This window comes from Blautia intestinihominis (assembly GCF_040096655.1).
In the GTDB taxonomy this organism is placed as follows: domain Bacteria; phylum Bacillota; class Clostridia; order Lachnospirales; family Lachnospiraceae; genus Blautia_A; species Blautia_A intestinihominis.
Genome location: NZ_JBBMEI010000017.1, coordinates 39967 through 59705, shown reverse-complemented (window position 1 = coordinate 59705; position 19739 = coordinate 39967). Strand labels below are relative to the sequence as shown.

General features: G+C 42.6%; 17 protein-coding genes. 14 read left to right on the top strand and 3 right to left on the bottom strand.

Translation table 11 applies throughout. The annotated features are described in order from the left end of the window. The coding region (locus WMO75_RS07200) for a helix-turn-helix domain-containing protein (RefSeq protein WP_349077864.1) at positions 1-874 on the bottom strand (874 nt) is incomplete at its 3' end. Positions 875-1024: 150 nt separating this feature from the next. Next, positions 1025-2503, bottom strand: coding sequence for a glycosyltransferase (locus WMO75_RS07195; RefSeq protein WP_349077862.1), 1479 nt, complete (start codon positions 2501-2503; stop codon positions 1025-1027). A gap of 201 nt (positions 2504-2704) precedes the next feature. Here WMO75_RS07195 and WMO75_RS07190 point away from each other — a divergent pair, with 201 nt between their 5' ends. The 6 genes from WMO75_RS07190 (at position 2705) to tagD (ending at position 10683) form a co-directional block, all read left to right on the top strand. Continuing rightward, complete coding sequence (locus tag WMO75_RS07190; RefSeq protein ID WP_349077861.1) at positions 2705-3847, top strand: glycosyltransferase family 2 protein; 1143 nt, start codon at positions 2705-2707, stop codon at positions 3845-3847. A gap of 89 nt (positions 3848-3936) precedes the next feature. Next, on the top strand, positions 3937-6336 hold the full coding sequence (locus tag WMO75_RS07185; RefSeq protein ID WP_349077859.1) for a glycosyltransferase: 2400 nt from the start codon (positions 3937-3939) through the stop codon (positions 6334-6336). A gap of 17 nt (positions 6337-6353) precedes the next feature. Further along, positions 6354-7577, top strand: a complete 1224-nt coding sequence (locus WMO75_RS07180) for an FkbM family methyltransferase (protein ID WP_118251399.1) — start codon at positions 6354-6356, stop codon at positions 7575-7577. A 22-nt stretch (positions 7578-7599) separates the two neighbouring features. Next, positions 7600-8721, top strand: coding sequence for a UDP-galactopyranose mutase (gene glf, locus WMO75_RS07175; protein ID WP_349077856.1), 1122 nt, complete (start codon positions 7600-7602; stop codon positions 8719-8721). Between the two features lie 126 nt (positions 8722-8847). Then, entirely contained in the window at positions 8848-10239 is a 1392-nt protein-coding gene (locus WMO75_RS07170) for an InlB B-repeat-containing protein (RefSeq protein WP_349077855.1), read from the top strand. 36 nt (positions 10240-10275) lie between these two features. Then, complete coding sequence (gene tagD, locus WMO75_RS07165; protein WP_349077853.1) at positions 10276-10683, top strand: glycerol-3-phosphate cytidylyltransferase; 408 nt, start codon at positions 10276-10278, stop codon at positions 10681-10683. A gap of 13 nt (positions 10684-10696) precedes the next feature. On the opposite strand, the gene WMO75_RS07160 is transcribed toward tagD, so the two are convergent. Beyond that, positions 10697-11539, bottom strand: a complete 843-nt coding sequence (locus WMO75_RS07160) for a polysaccharide deacetylase family protein (protein WP_022215552.1) — start codon at positions 11537-11539, stop codon at positions 10697-10699. 523 nt (positions 11540-12062) lie between these two features. On the opposite strand from WMO75_RS07160, the gene eno reads away from it, so the two are divergent. The 8 genes from eno to uppS all read left to right on the top strand — a co-directional run bounded on the left by eno (position 12063) and on the right by uppS (position 19733). Beyond that, a complete protein-coding gene (gene eno / locus WMO75_RS07155; protein ID WP_118251402.1) occupies positions 12063-13388 on the top strand; it encodes a phosphopyruvate hydratase in 1326 nt (441 codons plus the stop codon). Between the two features lie 312 nt (positions 13389-13700). Beyond that, positions 13701-13940 (top strand): preprotein translocase subunit SecG, encoded by a 240-nt coding sequence (gene secG, locus WMO75_RS07150; RefSeq protein WP_022215550.1) that lies wholly within the window; start codon positions 13701-13703, stop codon positions 13938-13940. A gap of 73 nt (positions 13941-14013) precedes the next feature. Next, entirely contained in the window at positions 14014-16047 is a 2034-nt protein-coding gene (rnr, locus tag WMO75_RS07145; protein WP_118251403.1) for a ribonuclease R, read from the top strand. Positions 16048-16060: 13 nt separating this feature from the next. Next, positions 16061-16528: an SsrA-binding protein SmpB gene (smpB, locus tag WMO75_RS07140; protein WP_022215548.1), complete on the top strand. Its 468-nt coding sequence runs from the start codon at positions 16061-16063 to the stop codon at positions 16526-16528. A gap of 122 nt (positions 16529-16650) precedes the next feature. After that, complete coding sequence (locus tag WMO75_RS07135) at positions 16651-17622, top strand: hypothetical protein (RefSeq protein ID WP_298089418.1); 972 nt, start codon at positions 16651-16653, stop codon at positions 17620-17622. A gap of 41 nt (positions 17623-17663) precedes the next feature. Further along, positions 17664-18359, top strand: a complete 696-nt coding sequence (gene pyrH / locus WMO75_RS07130) for a UMP kinase (protein ID WP_173905033.1) — start codon at positions 17664-17666, stop codon at positions 18357-18359. A 29-nt stretch (positions 18360-18388) separates the two neighbouring features. Beyond that, positions 18389-18940 carry a ribosome recycling factor gene (gene frr, locus WMO75_RS07125; protein ID WP_022215545.1) on the top strand — a complete coding sequence of 184 codons (552 nt, stop codon included), beginning with the start codon at positions 18389-18391 and terminating at the stop codon, positions 18938-18940. A gap of 85 nt (positions 18941-19025) precedes the next feature. Continuing rightward, the gene (uppS, locus tag WMO75_RS07120) at positions 19026-19733 is read left to right on the top strand and encodes an undecaprenyl pyrophosphate synthase (protein WP_022215544.1); all 708 of its coding nucleotides are present in this window, start codon (positions 19026-19028) and stop codon (positions 19731-19733) included. Positions 19734-19739 lie beyond the last annotated feature (6 nt).

The following is a 19739-nucleotide window of genomic DNA, read 5'->3' as shown; positions in this document are numbered from 1 at the left end:
CAAGATAAGTATTGGCAAACAGCTTGACAGCCTCAGCTTCTGTAAATCCCATAAATAAGGTATCGATATTTTCTTTGAGAGCACCCTCCTGCAGAAGTGCTGCAAAGTTCTGAGAAGCCTGTACAAGAGCCGGATCTTCCGGATCGGTGGATACAATGATACGACTTGGATACAGGTTGTCGTATAAAGCCTTGGATTCACGAAGAAATTCCGGGCTGAAGATGATTTTTGAGGTGTGATATTTTTTGCGGACAGATTCCGTATAGCCGACAGGGATGGTGGATTTGATAACCATGATGGCGTCAGGATTAACTTTGAGCACCAGTTCGATCACGGCTTCTACGGCAGAAGTGTCAAAATAGTTTTTCTGGCTGTCATAGTTGGTAGGTGCGGCAATTACGACATAGTCCGCATTTTTGTAGGCAGAAATTCCATCCAGCGTAGCGGTAAGATCCAGGTCTTTTTCTGCAAGGTATTTCTCAATATATTCATCCTGAATAGGAGATTTGCGCTGATTGATCAGATCCACTTTTTCCGGGATGATGTCAACGGCTGTTACATGGTTATGCTGGGCAAGAAGAGTGGCAATGGAAAGACCTACATATCCGGTACCTGCAACTGCGATGTTGAGTGGAGATGGAGAGCCAAGTCTGGTTGAAGAAGCTTCTGTAAATACATCAGAAGGTTCAAATCCAAGTACCTCGGCCAGATTTTCCAGCTGACTGATAGATGGAACAAAATCCTTCTTTTCAAGGCGGGAGATTAATGCGCGGTTGATACCGGTAGCAAGAGAAAGATCCTGCTGAGTCATATTTTTCTGCTGGCGTTTACCGGATACCAGAGTTGAAAGTAAAGTCATTGATAATTTTTTCATGAAAATGCTCCTTAGAATGTTCGCTTAAATAACAATAATATGTTGATAAGATGATAATATCATAGAATAAACAGGAAATCAAGAAAAAATATAGCACAAAGTGTTATTTTAAATAACACTTTGTGCCGGGCGATAATTATGATATTGCAATCAGAAGAAGCTCCTGCGTTTCTTTAAAGATAATGTGTGCGAAACGATGGACAACTGGCAGGATGTTCCGGATGAAGAAGTAACAGCCGGAAAAGATGACTCCGCACGGAGACTTTTGAATCTGACAGGCTGACTGTCACAGACCATATAGAACAGCAGAGTACTTTGTCCATGAAGAAAGCGCAGAGGAATTTTTACTTCGAAATCCAAAAACTGTGACAGAAGTGTTCCGTCAAATACAAAATCAGAAGATGTATTTGCTGACCAGTCACAGTAAAAAATACGGGCTTTCAGCATGTGGCGCTGCAACTGTACATAAAGTGTAGACGGATATGGAAATCTGCTGTTGAATTTTACAGATCCTGTAATCCTCAGATCTTTTCCTGAAATTTCAGCATGAAATAATTTCAGAAGATAGGATGAAGCAGGATAAAGCTTCAAATTCCCATACTGAAAAAAAAGATCTTCTGGTGCATGCGTCAGGGTGCCATTTCCTTTTTTGAAAGAGATGATATAGTCTTTCTGTTCGCGGGAAAGATTTTTCTGTTCCAGAATGATCTTATCGTCGATGGATTGCAGCAGTTCCTTAAGGAGTGTCCGGAATTCCAGATGTTCAGCCGTAGTCAGGACAGATTCCGGTATTTCAGGCACGCCGAACCGGCTCTGGAGATCATACATGACATTATACTGGACAAAAAATGGAATTTTACCATATTTTTGGCGGGCAGAGTGAAGTGCCCACTGAAGATAATTTTTCAGACAGTCAAGATACCATTCTCTGTGTAGTTTTGTGCCATTCAGAGCAGAATTCTGTGTGTTTCGAAAACGATAATAATAGCAGCCGGAAGGGACAATTCCATAGTATGGGTGATCGAGCAGAAGCTGCATGATCACTTTTGCATCTTCTGCATAGCGCAGAGAAGTATCAAAAGAATGATCGTTAAGTACATTATGCTTTATAAAGGAAGAAGCAATAGACATCTGTACATAGGAGTACTGGACATTCAGATCAATGATCTGATCTTTGCCGTCCCGGTATTTATAGTTGAGCCGATGGGCGTTTTCCTTTTTTTCAAAAAACTGTATCGGAACAGATACAAGACTGATCTGATCATCAACAGTGGAAAAAAAGTTGTATACAGCAGAAAGCGTATTTGGAGAAAGTTTGTCGTCTCCGTCCAGGAAATTCAGGTACTTTCCAGATGCAAGTGCAATTCCGGCATTCCTGGCAGAAGCAGCACCTCCGTTTGGTTTGTGCAGCACTTTAATATTATATGGATATAATGCCTGATAATGGTCACAGATTTCACCGGAAGAATCTGTAGATCCATCGTCAACAAGAATAAGTTCAACAGATTCTTTAAAACCAATATCCTGACAGAGAATACTTTCGACAGCTCCAGAAAGATAGGAAGCTACATTGTATACGGCAGTAATGATTGAAAATTTAAAAGGATATGTTCTTGAATCGTGATTCATGGTGTGATCTCCTTACCTAAGAATATGTGTATCATATCATAAAATGGTAAAACAGGTCAGGAAAATATAAAAACATAAAACATATTTAATATAGTTTATATATTTATAAATAAATTGTAATATGAGAAATGAATTTGCTAAATATATGCAGTTTATGCTATACTACAGCTATCATATACAGAAAAAGTGAGGACACAACCTATGAAAGACGTGGGTGAAAGGGAGAGCAGCCGGGCGATTTCTGTCATTATTCCTGCTTACAATATCGAGAAATATATAGATCAGTGTCTGGACAGTCTTCAGGCTCAGACATTTGATGATTTTGAAGTGATCTGTGTAGACGATGGATCGGATGATCGGACACGTGAAAAAATTCGAGAACATATAAAGAAAGATCAGAGGATCAGACTGATAGAGATGCCACATTGCGGCCTGGCAGGAGCTATGCGAAATACAGGAATCGAAAACGCAGATGGAAAGTATTGCCTGTTTCTGGATGGAGATGACTTCTTTGAGCCGGATATGCTGAAAAAGAGTTACGAAAAAGCAGAAGAAGATGATGCCGATATCTGTCTTTTTGATGCGCGGCTGTATAATGAAAAAACAAAAGTCTATAAAGAAATTGATTATATTATACAGAAAGAGTATCTCCCCGCGGAAATTCCATTTGAGGGCAGAAAAATGCCATATACTCTGAACATCACGACAGGTTGTCCCTGGAGTAAACTGATCCGCAGAGATCTGATCGATGAATATCAGTTACGCTTCATGCTGCTTCCACGCAGCAATGATATTTACTTTATATTTATGGCAATGGCACTGGCGAAGCGTATTACAGTAGTGCCAGAGGTCTTTGTGAATTACAGACAGTCGGGAGAAAGCCTTCAGGCAAACAATGCAAAATCTCCCTGGAACTGGTATGAGGCAGTGAAATCAATAAGAAATGAACTGGAGAAACAGGGAATTTACAAAGATCTGGAGTGCAGTTTTCGTAATATGGCGTTTGGCATAGCAATTTATAATCTGTGCTCCCTGAAAAGCGCGGAAACATATTGTGAAGTATATGAGGGACTTCGTAATAAGGTGTTTCAGGAATTTGACCTGAAAAATTTTTCGAAGGAAGAATGCTATTCCTACAACAAAAAGAAATATGAGATTTATGAAAATATTCTGAAATACGATGTGCAGCAGTATCTGTTTGAAGAAATAAAGAAACTCAAACAGGAAAAATCTTATTGGGTAAAGCGTGCCAAAAATGCAGAAAAAAAGGAAAATATGCATATTACCCAAAAAGCCGGAAAGGCATTGCGCAAGGTTGGCAAAATATTTCGAATGTCCGAATAGCAAAACTGAACAGAGAATAGTAACTTGCGAACAGAATAAGTCTGTGTTATAGTGCAGCTGATTAAAATAACAGATTGAGGATTGTTAAAATGAATATAAAAAATAATGAAAACCCATTAGTGTCAGTAATCGTTCCGATTTGTAACGTAGAACCGTATATCCACAGATGTTTGGACAGTATTATCGGTCAGACACTCAAAAATATTGAAATTATATGCGTCGAAGACCACTCTGATGACCGTTCAGCAGAAATTCTGAAGGAGTATGCGGACAGGGATAACCGTATCAAGGCAATCTTCCATGAGACAAATCTCAGTACTTCCCAGGCAAGAAAAGATGGTGTGGCTGTTTCTTGTGGAAAGTATATTATGTTTGTAGATGGTGATGATGAGCTTTGCCCGGATGCCTGTCAGATCGCCTCAGAGACAATTGAGAAATATGGTACAGATATGGTACAGTTTGACACAGAAGTAGTAAACTGTGCAGGGGGTTCAGAAGAGCGTATTCAGATGAATCAGAGATTTCTGTTTCCATGCCTGGAGGAGATCCGCGCGGAGAATCTGATCTTTTCCTGCTGGAAAGAAAAGAAAGTGGGATTCAGCCTGTGGAATAAAATCTTTAATGGTGAAATATGCCGCCAGGCATTTGCCGATGTAGAAGATGGCTTTTATCCAAAGGCACAGGATCTGTATGCATTTTTCCTGATTGCGTATTATTCCAGGAGCTATATGGGAATTGAAAATCGTCTGTACAGATATATGTTTGGTATAGGTGTGACCGGAAGTGATTATATTTCTATTCCGAAGTTTGATGTTATGATGACTGAGAAGCAGATCTGGGAATGCCTGGTACGTTTTATTGACAAAAAACAGGAACAGGAGAAGTATAAGGAGATCCTGGATGGGATTTATCAGCATTTTCTGGCAGACTGTGTCAGCCGCTGGCAGAATAATCTGCAGACAGAAAATATTTCCGAAGGCTTTGATCATCTGGTGGATACCTGGGGACTGGAAGATGTCATTTCAAAATTAGCAGAAAGAAACTGGCACAAATCTGTTGAACTGGCAGAAAAGATGGTGGATGTAGACTACTTCAAAACTACCAGAAACAAGGGCAACGAGATTAAAACGATTGGAATTTACTATCGTTCTATTAAAAACGGCGGTGCACAGCGAGTAGTTGCAGTTCTGGCAAATGAATGGGCAAAAATGCGTGATGCCAAAGGAGATCCTGTTTATAAAGTAGTGCTGGTGACAGATGAAGAAACAGAAGACGGTGAGGGAATCCCGGAGTATGAACTGGATTACGCAGTTGTCAGAGAATATATTCCGTCATCAGAGACAGCAGTTCGCGAACATTATAAAGAGCGATACCATGCATGGAGCACAATTATCGAGAAACATAAGATTGATCTGATGGTTACAGGAATGTGGGTAGCACCATGTACAATGTGGGATATGCTCAGCATTAAGGGACAGCCGTCAAAACCAGGATTTATAATTCATGCACACAGTTTTACCAGTGTTCCTTTTGGTTTTGTGTCAGATAAATTTGCAGAACTGATGTATGATTATCAGATCTGTGACGGTGTTGTTGTACTGTCAGAAGTGGATGAGAAGTATGTAAAATGCTTCAATCCTCATGTGACATATATTTCGAATCCAATCACTTTTTCTACAGGCAATATGAAAGAAGTCAAAAAAGAAGAGAATAATATTCTGTGGCTTGGCAGGATTGCAAAGGAGAAGCAGCCTCTGGATGTAGTCTATGCCATGGAACATATAGTGAAAGAATTTCCGGATATCAGGCTCCATATGGTAGGTGATGGAGATGAGAAACTGACAGAAATGCTGAAGAATCTGATCTGCCAGCTGGGACTTCAGGATAATGTCATACTGGAAGGATTCACATCAGAAGTAGAGAAATACTACGAAAAAGCACAGCTTATGATGTATACATCAGAATATGAGGGCTTTCCGATGGTATTCTGTGAGGCGTTATCTCATGGGACACCGATCGTTACCTATGATATGCCATGGCTTACATTTGTAAGAGATGGACGCGGAATCGTTACCAGCAGACAGAAACGTCCGGATCTTCTGGCACAGAAAGTCACAGAACTTCTCCGGAATTCAGAAGAATGCAGACGGCTTGCTGAGGAAGGAAAGCAGCACATCAAAGAACTGGAGGCCGTGGACATTGGTCAGACATGGAAACAGTTTTTTGATACTTTATATGAAGAAAAAGAAAGAGATGAAGACAGCGTAGACAATGTTATTTTCCGTTTCCTTACCAGCTATGCCTATAAGGGAAAGCAGGGCAGGATCAAAAATATGGAAGGTCAGATTACACGTCTGAAAGAACAAAAAACACAAGAGGTTAAAGCAGCACAGAGAAAGGTCAAAAATTCAGAAACTTTTAAAGTGGGTAAGACAATCCTTTATGTCCCAAGAAAAATGAAAAAGTTTCTTAAACGACTTTCGAAATAAGTAGGAGGCAGCTGAAAATGAGTAAAAAAATACTGAAAAAGATTATTCCTGCGACGTTTGACAAGGTAGAAAAAGACAACCGAAAAATTGCGAAGCAGCTGGAAAAGACATTTGATAATCATATCGACAGGAGTCTGAAGGAACAGCAGAAAACAAACAAAGCAGAAATCCGCAAAGCAGAAAACAATATAGTTGCACTGATTCGTGAATGTATTACCAGAGTCAGGGATGTGATCTGGAAACTGGATCATAATTTTCCAAAAATCCATAAGGAATTGAGCCAGATTTCAGATCAGCTGGAGCAGGTTCCAAAGAAATATGAATATAACAACAATTATGAACGAAAAGTTATTACTTCCTTTTATGAAATGTATGAGAGACCGGATTTTAAGGAGAAATTTCTGAATTTAATAGAGGGTCTGGATCCGGAAGATGTAGAAGAAATTGTCAAAATTCTGCAGAGACAGAGACTGGTCAAAGACACTATGGGGCAGAAAGTTGACCTTTTCAGCGAGGAAGAGCAGAAACAGATTCTGGAAATGGACAGGGAACTGAAGCAGCAGATCTTTCGTGTAGCGGATGATATGTACTGCTACAAACACTATTTTCTTCCGATTCGACATTTTGAGGCGAGTGTGTTTATTTATAAACATGGAATTGACTGCATCGAGCATCCGGAATCCATTCAGAATAAAGATATTCTGGACGTAGGAGGATATATCGGAGATTCCATACTGATATTGAAGCCGTTAACCCAGAGGAGAGTTTACAGTTTTGAAGCTACGGAAAAGAACTTCACACTGATGAAAGAGACAATCAAGCTTAATCATCTGGAGAACGTTATTCCTGAACATATGGCACTGGGAAGAGAAAAGGGAAGCATGGAGATGAAACTGGCAGGTCCATCCAGCGCATTTCATGAAAATGGTGTTGCGACAGTAACCGGAACAGAAACGGTACAGGTAGATACACTGGATGCTTATATGGAAGGAACAGATATTGAAGTCGGCCTTATAAAAGTAGATATTGAGGGGGCGGAACAGGATTTCCTTGCAGGCGCAAGAAAAACTATCGAGAAACATAAACCAGTTCTGCTGATGAGTATATATCATAATGCAGATGATTTCTTTGATATCAAACCAATTATTGAAAGCTGGAATCTGGGATATAAGTTCAGGATTCATAAACCGGTGGATTATTCTGTTTCCAGAGAAGTACTTCTGATCGCAGAAGTCAGATGATGAAAAGTAGAGGGTTGATTTCATGAATAAACATTACGATTATCTGGTAGTCGGTGCAGGGCTTTATGGCGCAGTTTTTGCACATGAGGCCCAAAAAGCAGGGAAATCCGTTCTTGTGATTGACAAGCGTCCGAATATTGCCGGAAATGTATATACAGAAGACATAGAAAAAATTCATGTGCATAAATACGGAGCACATATTTTCCATACCAATAATAAAAAAGTCTGGGATTATATCACTCAGTTTGCGGAATTTAACCGTTTTACAAACAGCCCGGTGGCCAATTATCACGGAGAACTTTATTCACTTCCATTTAATATGTACACATTCAATAAAATGTGGGGCGTGGTAACTCCACAGGAGGCGGAAGCCCGGATCGAAGAACAGAAGCGTGAGGCAAGAATCAAAGAACCGAAGAATCTGGAGGAACAGGCAATCTCTCTGGTAGGAAGAGATATTTTTGAGAAACTGATCAAAGGATATACCGAGAAACAGTGGGGCAGAAGCTGCAGGGAGCTTCCAGCGTTTATCATCAAGAGACTGCCGGTGAGACTGACTTTTGACAATAACTATTTCAATGCACTGTATCAGGGGATTCCGATGGGCGGTTATACCAGAATGGTTGCAAATATGCTGGATGGCATTGAGGTTCGCCTGGAGGAAGATTATCTTGAAAAGAAAGATGAGTGGGATGCACTTGCGGACAAAGTAATCTATACTGGTCCGATTGATGCGTATTTTGGATATCAGATGGGCTATCTGGAATATCGTTCTGTGCGTTTTGAGACAGAACTTCTTGATAAACCAAATTTCCAGGGGAATGCAGCAGTCAATTATACGGATGTTGAAACTCCGTGGACCAGAATTATTGAGCACAAATGGTTTGAGTTTGGCAAAGATGATGATGGACAGGAAATTCCCAAAACCGTGATCAGCCGTGAATACAGTTCTGAATGGAAACCTGGAGATGAGCCCTATTATCCGGTAAATGATGAGAAAAACGGGGAACTTTACGAGAAGTACAAAAATCTTGCTGAAAAAGAAAAAAAAGTGATTTTTGGTGGGCGCCTGGGCGAATATAAGTACTATGATATGGACGCAGTAATCGCATCTGCGCTTTCGATGTGTGAAAAAGAACTCTGAAATATGACAAAAATATGAAACTCTGATGAAATTTGTATTGCATCAGAATTGGAAAACTGTTATAGTAAAACTCGGAAACAAGAAAAATTACGATTTGATGAGAAGACATAAGTAAGGAGTTTTTTTATGAGAAAAGCCACGGTAAACAGGTGGAGAGGAATCATCTTTTTGACAGTGTTGTTTGGTTTCCTGCTTCTGGCAGCCAGCAGACCGGTTTCGGCTCAGGCAGCCACTACAGAAAAGTGTAAAGTTGTTTTTGCGAATTCCAATGGCGTAGTTTCTAATGATACATTTCGTAAGTGGGCCAGGACTGTAACTAAGGGGAGTTATATTCAGCTTCCGACAGTAAACCGTTCCGGTTATAAATGCGTATGGGTAGAGAAGAGTGGGACTAAAGAGCTGAAATATGCTACAGGAAGGAATGTGAGAATTACAAAAAACACGAAATTCTGTCTGCGTTATTATAAGCTCTATACGGTAAGATACTATACCATGAATGGAAGCAAAGAATATACCAGCCTGCGGGAACAGGGATATCAGGGTCAGGTGCTGACATTTCCTCTGCATCCGACGGCGACGGGGTATAAGTTCCTCGGATGGAGTACTTCTATAAATGGTAAAACAGTCAAAAAAGAGGGCGACAGTCTGCGTGTTACCGGTAATATGAAGTTTTATATTGTCGGAAAGAAAATTACAGGAGTCAATCTCCGTAAATACGACGGAACGGTATGGAAAGTTGTGGATACCAGTTCCGGAAGTGCAACATTTCCGGCAGTAAACCTGAACAGCGCAAATATGTGTCTGGGCTGGTCACGTACCAAGGGAAAAACAACCAATCCTGAATATAAGGCAGGCGATAAAATTCCTACCAGAACAGGAAACTATTATATGGTTGTATTTTTCTCAAAACAGGATCGTGCACCGGCATCAATTATAAAACCTACGAAACATCAGATGGTTTATTTTGTAGGAGATTCCAGAACGGTTGGGCTTCAGCTTGCCCTTGGAAATTCTGCTCCTTCAAATGTAGATTTTGTATGTAAAGGAAATCAGGGACTTGACTGGTTCCGACAGACTGGTTACAGGGAACTGCTCCGGAAACTGTCGAAGCAGTCACGTAAGACAAAGAAAGCGGTTATTATTAATCTCGGTGTAAATGATATGAGTAACATCAATACATATGTTGTTTACATGAGAAAAGTGTCCGAAAATCTCAAACAGAATTATAATTGTGATATGTATTATCTTTCTGTAAATCCGGTGAACAGTGCCATGATTCGAAGTTATGGTGCCGGAACGAGAACAGAAGCACAGGTGGCAGCTTTTAATAAGACAATTTATCAGAAATTATGCAGTGGAAGTGATCGTGCGTTTATTTATATTAATACCTGTACGAACCTTCAGAAATATGGATGGAGCAGCAACCGTTATGATGCAGGAATCTATGATGGACTTCATTATTCGGTTGAAACGACTCTCCGTATTTATGGCTACTGTATCAGGAAGCTGAATGCCTGATCTATTATTGAAATCAGAGAGGAATCTTTATTAATTATGAAACGAGTAATCACATACGGAACTTTCGACCTGCTTCATTATGGGCATATCAATCTTTTGCGTCGTGCCAGACAGCTTGGAGATTATCTGATCGTAGGTCTTTCCACAGATGAGTTCAACTGGAATGAAAAGCAGAAGAAATGTTATTTCTCCTACGAAAAAAGGAAACAGCTTCTGGAGGCAATCCGTTATGTGGATCTTGTAATTCCGGAAGAAAACTGGGAACAGAAACGTTCCGACGTAAAAGAATATCATGTAGATACCTTTGTGATGGGAGATGACTGGAAAGGTAAGTTTGATTTCCTCAAAGAAGAAGGCTGCGAGGTGGTTTACCTGCCACGTACACCTGAGATCTCCAGTTCCCAGATCAAGGAAGATCTTCACACAAAAGAACAGCAGAGATAATGACTGACCGGGGTTACGCCTCGGTCAGTTCTTTTATGGAGTGGAACTGGTAGCCCATTTCTTCCCATCTGGTGAGAAGTTCATCCAGGATCGCGGCGTTCGTGGAGGAAGTATTGTGGAGCAGAACGATCGCACCAGGGTGGATCCGGGGAATCAGTTTCTGGAAAGCTTCTTCCTTCGAGGGCTGCTGCTCCTGGATCCAGTCCACATAGGCAAGACTCCAGAAAAAGGTGGAATAGCCAAGTTCTTTTGCCATGGAAAGATTTTCTGTGCTGTAGACACCGCGGGGCGGCCGGTAAAATTTGGTCATGGGTTCGCCCGTTACGGAAGTATAGAGTTCTTCCACGCCTTCAAGTTCCTTCTGAAAGGATTCCATCGAAGAAATCTGAGACATATCCGGATGGGTCATCGTATGGTTTCCCACAATATGCCCCTCTGTGATCATGCGTTTGATAAGATCGGGATTATCTTTGATAAAATTTCCGACAGCAAAAAAGACAGCGGGAGCCTGGTGCTTTTTAAGTGCCTCCAGGATTGCAGGGGTGTTTCCATTCTCATATCCGGCATCAAAAGTCAGATAGAGGATTTTTTCGTCAGTATCGCTGGCATAATAGGCGTTGTACTGTTTCAGATCATCGATCGTGGCGTTTCCGGCAGGACGTTTTCCTTCTTCCTGAAAACTTAATCCCCAGCTTGCACTTTGGACAGAAGCAGAGGTTTCTTTTGTGGGAGAAAGCGTTCCGGTGAGGATCCCAAGCAGACTGCCGAGGGTAAAAGCACCGGCCAGCAGAAGGAGAGAACATAAAAAGCGGGATTTCTTTATGTAGTGAAAGACAAGAATAAAAAAAGATGTCATGGGAATCTCCATGTAGATGTTTGATTCAGTATATGTAAGAAGACAAAAAATTAGAGCCATCAGATGAATTATTTAATCTGGTGGCTCTTCTACTGTTCATTGTCCAATGGAACGTACCTCCTGTTTGGTTTATAAAACATTTGGAATAATTATGAGTTTACGTTTCTGGTGGTCCGTACCTCTCTTCCTGAAATTATGATGTGTTAAGATTTACGTTTCTGGTGGTCTGTACCTGCCTTTCTTAAAGTATTGGGGTTCGCTTAAGCTTTCGGTGGTCTCACGCCTTTCTGTTTGTTTTTTTGTTTTCGTTCCTTTGTTTTATGTACTTAATATAACAGATAAAATTACATTTGTCAACAATAAAAAATAAAAAATTAAAAATAAATATTTTGTATACAGCAAACAATACAATAAAAATAGAATTATCTGAAAATAATACGGAAAATGAAATTGCGACGATCTCTGCATAGAAAGAAGCATCAGGGGAAAACTAAGTTTATCATTTGATGAAGGAGGTAATCTCATGTTGCGTTATCTACCTGTACGCAGGATCCACGCAAGACAGGTTCTGGACTCCAGAGGAACACCTACTGTTGAGGTGGAAGCTACCGTAGGCGAAGGGATCATTGGAATTGAGGGATATACAGCGAGGGCGATCGTGCCATCCGGAGCATCGACAGGAAGATTTGAGGCGGTGGAACTCCGGGATGGAGAAAAAGGATATTATGTCGGATTAAGTGTGCGAAAAGCAGTCGAAAATGTAAATATCAGACTGGCGGAAGCCATTCTTGGAGAAAATGCGCTGAATCAGGTGCGGATCGACGAGCTTCTGATTAAGGCAGATGGAACGGAAAACAAGAGCAGTGCCGGGGCAAATGCAACTCTGGGCGTTTCCATGGCGGTTGCCCGGGCAGCGGCGATGGCGCTTCGGATTCCGCTTTATCAGTATCTTGGCGGCTGCCATACAAGAAAAATGCCGGTTCCGATGATGAATATCCTGAATGGAGGAAAGCATGCGGACAACACTGTAGATCTGCAGGAATTCATGATCATGCCCTGCGGTGCCGGGAATTTTGAAGATGGGATCCGGATGTGTGTGGAGATCTATCAGTTTCTCAAGATCCTTCTCAGAGAGAACGGCCTTTCGACAGCGGTAGGGGATGAAGGTGGTTTTGCGCCAGATCTCAAAGATTCCAGGGATGTCCTGCGGCTGATCCTTGAGGCAGTTGAAAAAGCAGGGTATGAACCGGGAAAAGATATTTTTATTGCGATCGATGCAGCAGCCAGTGAACTTTATGATGAAGAACAGGGTGTGTACCGTTTTCCGGGTGAGAGTAAGATGAAAGCCGAAGAAGTGCTCCGGGATGCGGCAGAAATGATCGATTATTATGAAGAACTTCTGGAAGAATTTCCAATCATTTCAATTGAGGATGGTCTTAATGAGGATGACTGGGAAGGCTGGAAAACAATGACAGAACGTCTCGGAGACAGGCTGCAGCTTGTGGGAGATGATCTTTTTGTCACAAATGTCAAAAGACTTTCCTGTGGAATCAGGCTTGAGGCGGCAAATGCGATCCTCGTCAAAGTAAACCAGATCGGTACCTTAAGCGAGGCGATGGATGCAGTGAAAATGGCGCAGCACGCAGGATACCGTGCGATCATCTCACATCGTTCGGGCGAGACAGAAGATGCTTTTATCGCAGATCTTGCAGTGGCGACAGGAGCCGGGCAGATCAAGACAGGAGCACCATGCCGCTCTGACCGGAATGCGAAATACAATCAGCTCATCCGGATCAGTGAATTGCTTGGAGAAGATGCTGTTTATGAAAATCCATTTCAAAAAGAGTGACGTCTGAATAAAAAATGCGGTGTACAGGATCCGATTCTGTCTGCACAGTGCCAAAAAAGCAGGGGGAATCGGATTTTTGCCCTGAAACTTATCCAAAAACGGTTGAAATCCAGAGGGCGGTATGGTACAATCTTATTACTGTCCACAGGTAATATTCCGCGAGGTGTTTTGCCATGAATATGGCAAAATCCCGAGACATACAGGGCAAAATGCCATCACCGAAGGTGATTTGAAATGCATTTTGACCAAGTTACTGTGAACGAAGTGAACAGTAACACAATATTTTGCAGTTGATTAGGAGGTGTAACCGAAGTGCAGATTTTGAGAACAATACTGACTATTATTTTTGCTATAGATTGTATTGCGCTGACTGTTGTTGTTCTGATGCAGGAAGGCAAGCAGCAGGGCCTGGGTGGAACGATTTCAGGTGCCTCAGATACATACTGGGGAAGAAACAAGGGACGTTCTATGGAAGGTGGCCTTGTAAGAGCAACTACGATCATGGCAGTGTTATTTTTTATACTGGCAGCTGTTTTAAATATGAATTTTTAGTCAAAGGAAACACTCTTGTATAAATTGCAAGAGTGCTTTTTTTACGTTGGATATCAATAAAGGAGAGCTTTAGGTGAGCAGAAAGAAAAACTGGGAAAAGAAAAAGAAATTTTCCAAGGGCAAACAGATAAAGAAAGATAAATTTAAATTAAAGAAAAGAGATCTCCGGGAGTTTGAGAAACAGGGCCTGATCAAAGAGGGTACCTTCATAGGCAACCAGAAGGGCTTTGGATTTGTGGAACTTGAGGACGAGGAAGATGATATCTTTATTCCGGCAAATTCTGTAGGAACTGCCATGCATCAGGACAAGGTGAGAGTCCTTGTGAAGAAGAAGTCCGGCAGCGGGAAGCGTCAGGAGGGCACGGTTGTCGAAATCCTTGAGCGTGGGACCACGGAGGTTGTGGGTACTTTTCAGAGAGAACGTGATTATGGATTTGTACTTTGTGACAATCAGAAGTATGCAAAGGATATCTATATCGCAGCTAAGAATTCCAAGGGAGTCCGTGATGGCGACAAGGTCGTGGCAGAGATCATTGATTATGGCGATGAGAGACATAAGCCGGAAGGCAGGATCAAGGAGGATATGGGAAGCATAAATGCACCTGGAACGGATATCCTGGCGATCGTGAAGAGTTTCAATATCCCGTCAGAGTTCCCGCCGAAGGTCATCACACAGGCAGGACGTGTTCCGGATCACGTGCTTGATGCCGACAGAGATGGCAGGATGGACCTCACACATCTTCAGACCGTGACGATCGACGGAGAGGATGCCAAGGACCTCGATGATGCGATCTCTCTTACAAAAGAAGGCGATATCTATCATCTTGGTGTGCATATCGCAGATGTGAGCAACTATGTTCAGGGAGGCAGCGCACTGGACAAAGAAGCACTAAAGAGAGGAACCAGTGTGTACCTTGCAGACCGTGTGATCCCGATGCTTCCGGAGCGGCTTTCAAATGGAATCTGTTCACTGAACCAGGGAGAGGATCGACTGACTTTAAGCTGTCTTATGGATATTGACAAGAACGGCCAGGTGATCGATCACAAGATCGCAGAGACGATCATCCGCGTGGATCGAAGAATGAGTTATACGCAGGTACGCTGCATCCTGGAAGACGGCGATACTGAGACAAGCCTTGAGTATGCGGATTTTGTGCCAATGTTTTTCCTGATGAAAGAACTTTCAGAGCTTCTTCGGAGCCGCAGGCACCACAGAGGATCGATCGACTTTGATTTTCCGGAGAGCAAGATCACCCTCAACGGCGCGGGAAGAGCGATCGATGTGCAGGCTTATGAGGCGAATGTGGCGACAGAGATCATTGAGGATTTCATGCTGATGGCAAATGAGACCGTTGCAAAGGAGTACTGTCAGGGTGAGTATCCGTTTGTATACCGTACTCACGAGACCCCGGATCCGGAACGTGTGGAGAGTCTTCTGACGCTTCTTCGAAACCAGGGGATCTCTGTGCAGAAGGCCGGTGAGGAGATCACCCCGAAGGAGATCCAGGAGATCATCGAAAGTATCCAGGGACTGCCGAATGAGACAATGATCAGCCGTCTGACCCTGCGTACGATGAAGCAGGCAAAATATACGACACAGTGCAGCGGTCACTTTGGTCTTGCAGCGAAATATTACTGTCATTTTACTTCTCCGATCAGGAGATATCCAGATTTACAGATCCACCGTATCATTCGTGATAATATAAGGGGGAGACTTCAGAGAGAAGGAAAGACAGAGCATTACAGAGAGATCCTCGAACATGTTGCACAGCAGTCCAGTGCATGTGAGAGAAGGGCACAGGAAGCAGAGAGAGAGTCAGACCGCTTAAAGAAAGCTGAATACATGTCTTATCATCTCGGTGAAGAATTTGAGGGCATCATTTCAGGCGTGACTGCTTATGGATTCTATGTGGAACTTCCGAATACCGTCGAGGGACTTGTTCATGTGACGAGCCTTCGGGACGATTATTATTCTTATAACGAAGAAACTTATGAGCTGAGCGGCGAACTGAGCCACAAAGTCTACCATCTCGGACAGAAAGTAAGAGTCAGGGTGGCGGATGCGGATGCTCTGAAGAGAACGGTAGATTTTACCGTTGTTGAGTAAAGGAGGGAATTTTATGGCGAAAGCAACAGGGATCAAACTGATCGCCAACAACAAAAAAGCCTTTCATGATTATTTTATAGAGGACACTTATGAAGCCGGTATTTCTCTGGCAGGAACAGAGGTAAAGTCCCTTCGTATGGGCAAGTGTAGTGTCAAGGAATCTTTTATCCGTGTAGAAAAAGGCGAAGTATATATCTATGGAATGCACATCAGCCCCTATGAGAAGGGAAATATCTTTAACAAGGATCCTCTGCGTGTCAGGAAGCTTCTTCTTCACAGACATGAGATCAACAAGATCGAGGGCAAACTTCAGGAAAAAGGTCTCACGCTGGTTCCTCTCAAGGTGTATTTCAAGGGCAGTCTGGTAAAGGTTGAAGTTGGTGTGGCGCGAGGCAAGAAGCTCTATGACAAGAGACAGGATATTGCAAAGAAAGACCAGCGAAGAGAAGCTGAGAGAGAGTTTAAGGTTAAAAATCTGTAACTTTAAAAATTGTATGAATTTTGGGACATTTAGTTGACAAGAATCTGAGACTCTGTATAATTAAGTTAAATAATAATGACATCATAGGACTATTACGTAATAGGAAACAGGAGGGAATAGATATGCTTAAAAAACGTTATTTGGCCATTGCAGGGCTTGCTGTGCTGGCAATAGCTGCATCAGGCTGTGGCAAGAAGAATACAAAGGAACAGACACCAGTCCAGGTAACGCCTACTGAAACTCCTCAGGCGACGCCTACGGTTACGATAGAACTTGTAAATATGGAAGAGACAACGGAGAAAAATGTAATCGGTGAAAAGACAGCAACAGCTTCCAAGGTTGCTATTGTAAACCGCACCGGTTCAGAGATTGCATCTATCTATATCAGAGAGACACCATCTGATGATGCAGATGAGGACACTGCTGACGAATGGGGTGATGATCTTGTAAATGGTATGTTCACTCTTAAGAATGGAGAGAATGCAGTTTATTATTATGAGAAGCCATCTTCTTCAGGAAGCACATACGATATTCGTATCGCCTACACAGATGAAGATGCAAACGAATGTTTCTTCAGAAAACTGCCACTGGCATCTATGAAGCAGATTACTCTTCGAATGGACGGAGAGGGAGAAGATTCGATTCCTTATGCAACGTATTTTACAACAACTGGAAGTAAAGAAGTATCTACTCTGAATGAAGTGAAGAAGAGACTTGGTCTTGACACCGACAGCGAAGAAGATGTGACACCGACTCCGGATCCATCTGATTCAGCCGATCCGACGCAGGCACCGGATGATTCTGATAACACAGCCGATCCGACACAGGCACCAGATCCGGATGATAACAACAATAACAGTAATAACGGTGACGACGGAGATAATACAAGTCCGACAGATTCTACGATTCGGACAGCAGAGGGATATATTGGCAGATCATTGGATGATCTGGTTTCAGCGATTGGCGATTCCAATTCATCAGAATATGACGAAGACCCGGATAATGGCACAAGCGGTTATTATTATTACGGAAACTTCACGGTTTCAACAACTGTAGATGCCGATGGAAACGAAGTTGTTACAGGCGTATGGTAAGAATACTGATGCAGATGCATCGGAGGAAAGGATAAATAACTATGAAGAGGATTTTACTGAAATTAAGTGGAGAGGCTCTGGCAGGAGCAGAGAAGAAAGGATTTGATGAGGCTACAGTCATCGCTGTTGCAAAGCAGATCCGCACAATTGTAGAAGAGGGAACTCAGGTAGGTATTGTGATCGGAGGAGGAAACTTCTGGAGAGGACGTACCAGTGAGACCATCGACCGCAATAAGGCAGATCAGATCGGTATGCTGGCTACAGTCATGAACTGCATCTATGTATCTGATATCTGCAGATATCTGGGACTTCGCACAGAGATTTTTACACCGTTCGCATGCGGCGCATTTACAAGCCTCTATTCCAAAGATGCAGTAGAGGAAGGCTTTGCACAGGGCAAGGTTCTGTTCTTCGCAGGCGGTACAGGCCATCCGTATTTCTCTACAGATACAGCAACCGTACTTCGCGCTGTTGAGATCGAGGCAGAGGCGATCCTTCTTGCCAAAGCCGTAGATGGAATCTATGACAGCGATCCGAAGGTTAACCCGAACGCTGTGAAATACGATGAGATCAGCATTCAGGAAGTCGTTGACAAGAAACTGGCAGCTATGGACCTTACAGCATCTATCATGTGCCTGGAGCAAAAAATGCCAATGCTTGTTTTTGGCCTTGAGGAAGAGAACAGCATCATCAATACAGTTCATGGTAAATTCAACGGAACCAAGGTAACTGTATAAAATAAAATTACAAGAGGGAGATTTGACAAATGGATGAAAGAGTTCAGAAATATGAGCAGAAAATGACCAAGACACTGAAAGGCTTCGAGGAGGAACTGACAACGATCCGTGCAGGACGTGCAAACCCGCATATTCTTGACAAGATCACCGTAGATTATTATGGAAGCCCGACACCGCTTCAGCAGGTGGCAAACATCACAGTGCCGGAGGCACGTATGATCCAGATCCAGCCATGGGAAGCAAGCCTGATCAAAGGAATCGAGAAAGCAATCCTTACATCTGATCTGGGACTGAACCCGAACAACGATGGTAAACTGATCCGTCTGGTACTTCCGGAGCTCACAGAGGAGCGTCGTAAAGAGCTGGTAAAGGATGTCAAGAAGAAAGGTGAGGCTGCCAAAGTTGCTGTCCGCAATGTCCGCCGTGATGCAAACGATGCATTCAAGAAACTTGGCAAGCAGGACGTTTCCGAGGATGAGATCAAAGATCTTGAGGATGCTGTACAGAAACTGACAGATAAATTTGTCAAAAAGATCGATGAAGCAGTAGATACCAAAGCAAAAGAAATCCTGACTGTATAATCCCGGTCAGGTGGGGAATGAGGAGAGGGAGAGCCGGAAACAGGCTCTCTTTCTGTTGCATAAAAAGAAATAAGAGGAGAAACATATGAGAGTACCAAATCATATAGCTATCATTCTTGACGGAAACGGCAGATGGGCGAAGGCAAAGGGGATGCCGAGAGGATACGGACATATCAAGGGATGTGCGAATCTGGAGACGATCTGTGATGATATCAAGGATCTTGGCGTAAAATACCTGACGGTCTATGCTTTTTCGACAGAGAACTGGAAACGATCCAGAGAAGAAGTAGAGGGCTTGATGAAGCTGTTCCGAAGCTATCTCAAAAAATGCATGAAAAGCGCAGAGAAAAACCATATGCGTGTCAAGGTCATCGGTGATCCATCCGCGTTTGCACCGGATATTCAGGAGAAGATCCGCCAGCTTGAGGAGTTTTCCAAGGATTACGATGAGCTTTATTTCCAGATTGCACTGAATTATGGAAGCCGTGACGAAATCGTGCGAGGTGTGCGTAAACTGGCTCAGGATGTGGCAGACGGCAAACTGGTTCCGGATGCGATCGATGAGTCATGCTTTGAGAATTATCTGGATACTGCCGGAGTTCCGGATCCGGATCTTATGATCCGCACAAGTGGAGAATTAAGACTTTCCAACTTTCTTATGTGGCAGCTGGCTTATACAGAATTTTATTTCACAGATGTTCCGTGGCCAGATTTCCATAAGGAAGAATTAATTAAGGCAATTGAGAAATATAATGAGAGAGACCGCAGATATGGCGGGGTCAAGGAGGAGTAAATAAAG

Coding starts and splice junctions, on each gene's coding strand:
- WMO75_RS07195 (WP_349077862.1), bottom strand. CDS start 2,503: ATGAATCACGATTCAAGAACATATCCTTTTAAATTTTCAATCATTACT.
- WMO75_RS07190 (WP_349077861.1), top strand. CDS start 2,705: ATGAAAGACGTGGGTGAAAGGGAGAGCAGCCGGGCGATTTCTGTCATT.
- WMO75_RS07185 (WP_349077859.1), top strand. CDS start 3,937: ATGAATATAAAAAATAATGAAAACCCATTAGTGTCAGTAATCGTTCCG.
- WMO75_RS07180 (WP_118251399.1), top strand. CDS start 6,354: ATGAGTAAAAAAATACTGAAAAAGATTATTCCTGCGACGTTTGACAAG.
- glf (WP_349077856.1), top strand. CDS start 7,600: ATGAATAAACATTACGATTATCTGGTAGTCGGTGCAGGGCTTTATGGC.
- WMO75_RS07170 (WP_349077855.1), top strand. CDS start 8,848: ATGAGAAAAGCCACGGTAAACAGGTGGAGAGGAATCATCTTTTTGACA.
- tagD (WP_349077853.1), top strand. CDS start 10,276: ATGAAACGAGTAATCACATACGGAACTTTCGACCTGCTTCATTATGGG.
- WMO75_RS07160 (WP_022215552.1), bottom strand. CDS start 11,539: ATGACATCTTTTTTTATTCTTGTCTTTCACTACATAAAGAAATCCCGC.
- eno (WP_118251402.1), top strand. CDS start 12,063: ATGTTGCGTTATCTACCTGTACGCAGGATCCACGCAAGACAGGTTCTG.
- smpB (WP_022215548.1), top strand. CDS start 16,061: ATGGCGAAAGCAACAGGGATCAAACTGATCGCCAACAACAAAAAAGCC.
- WMO75_RS07135 (WP_298089418.1), top strand. CDS start 16,651: ATGCTTAAAAAACGTTATTTGGCCATTGCAGGGCTTGCTGTGCTGGCA.
- pyrH (WP_173905033.1), top strand. CDS start 17,664: ATGAAGAGGATTTTACTGAAATTAAGTGGAGAGGCTCTGGCAGGAGCA.
- frr (WP_022215545.1), top strand. CDS start 18,389: ATGGATGAAAGAGTTCAGAAATATGAGCAGAAAATGACCAAGACACTG.
- uppS (WP_022215544.1), top strand. CDS start 19,026: ATGAGAGTACCAAATCATATAGCTATCATTCTTGACGGAAACGGCAGA.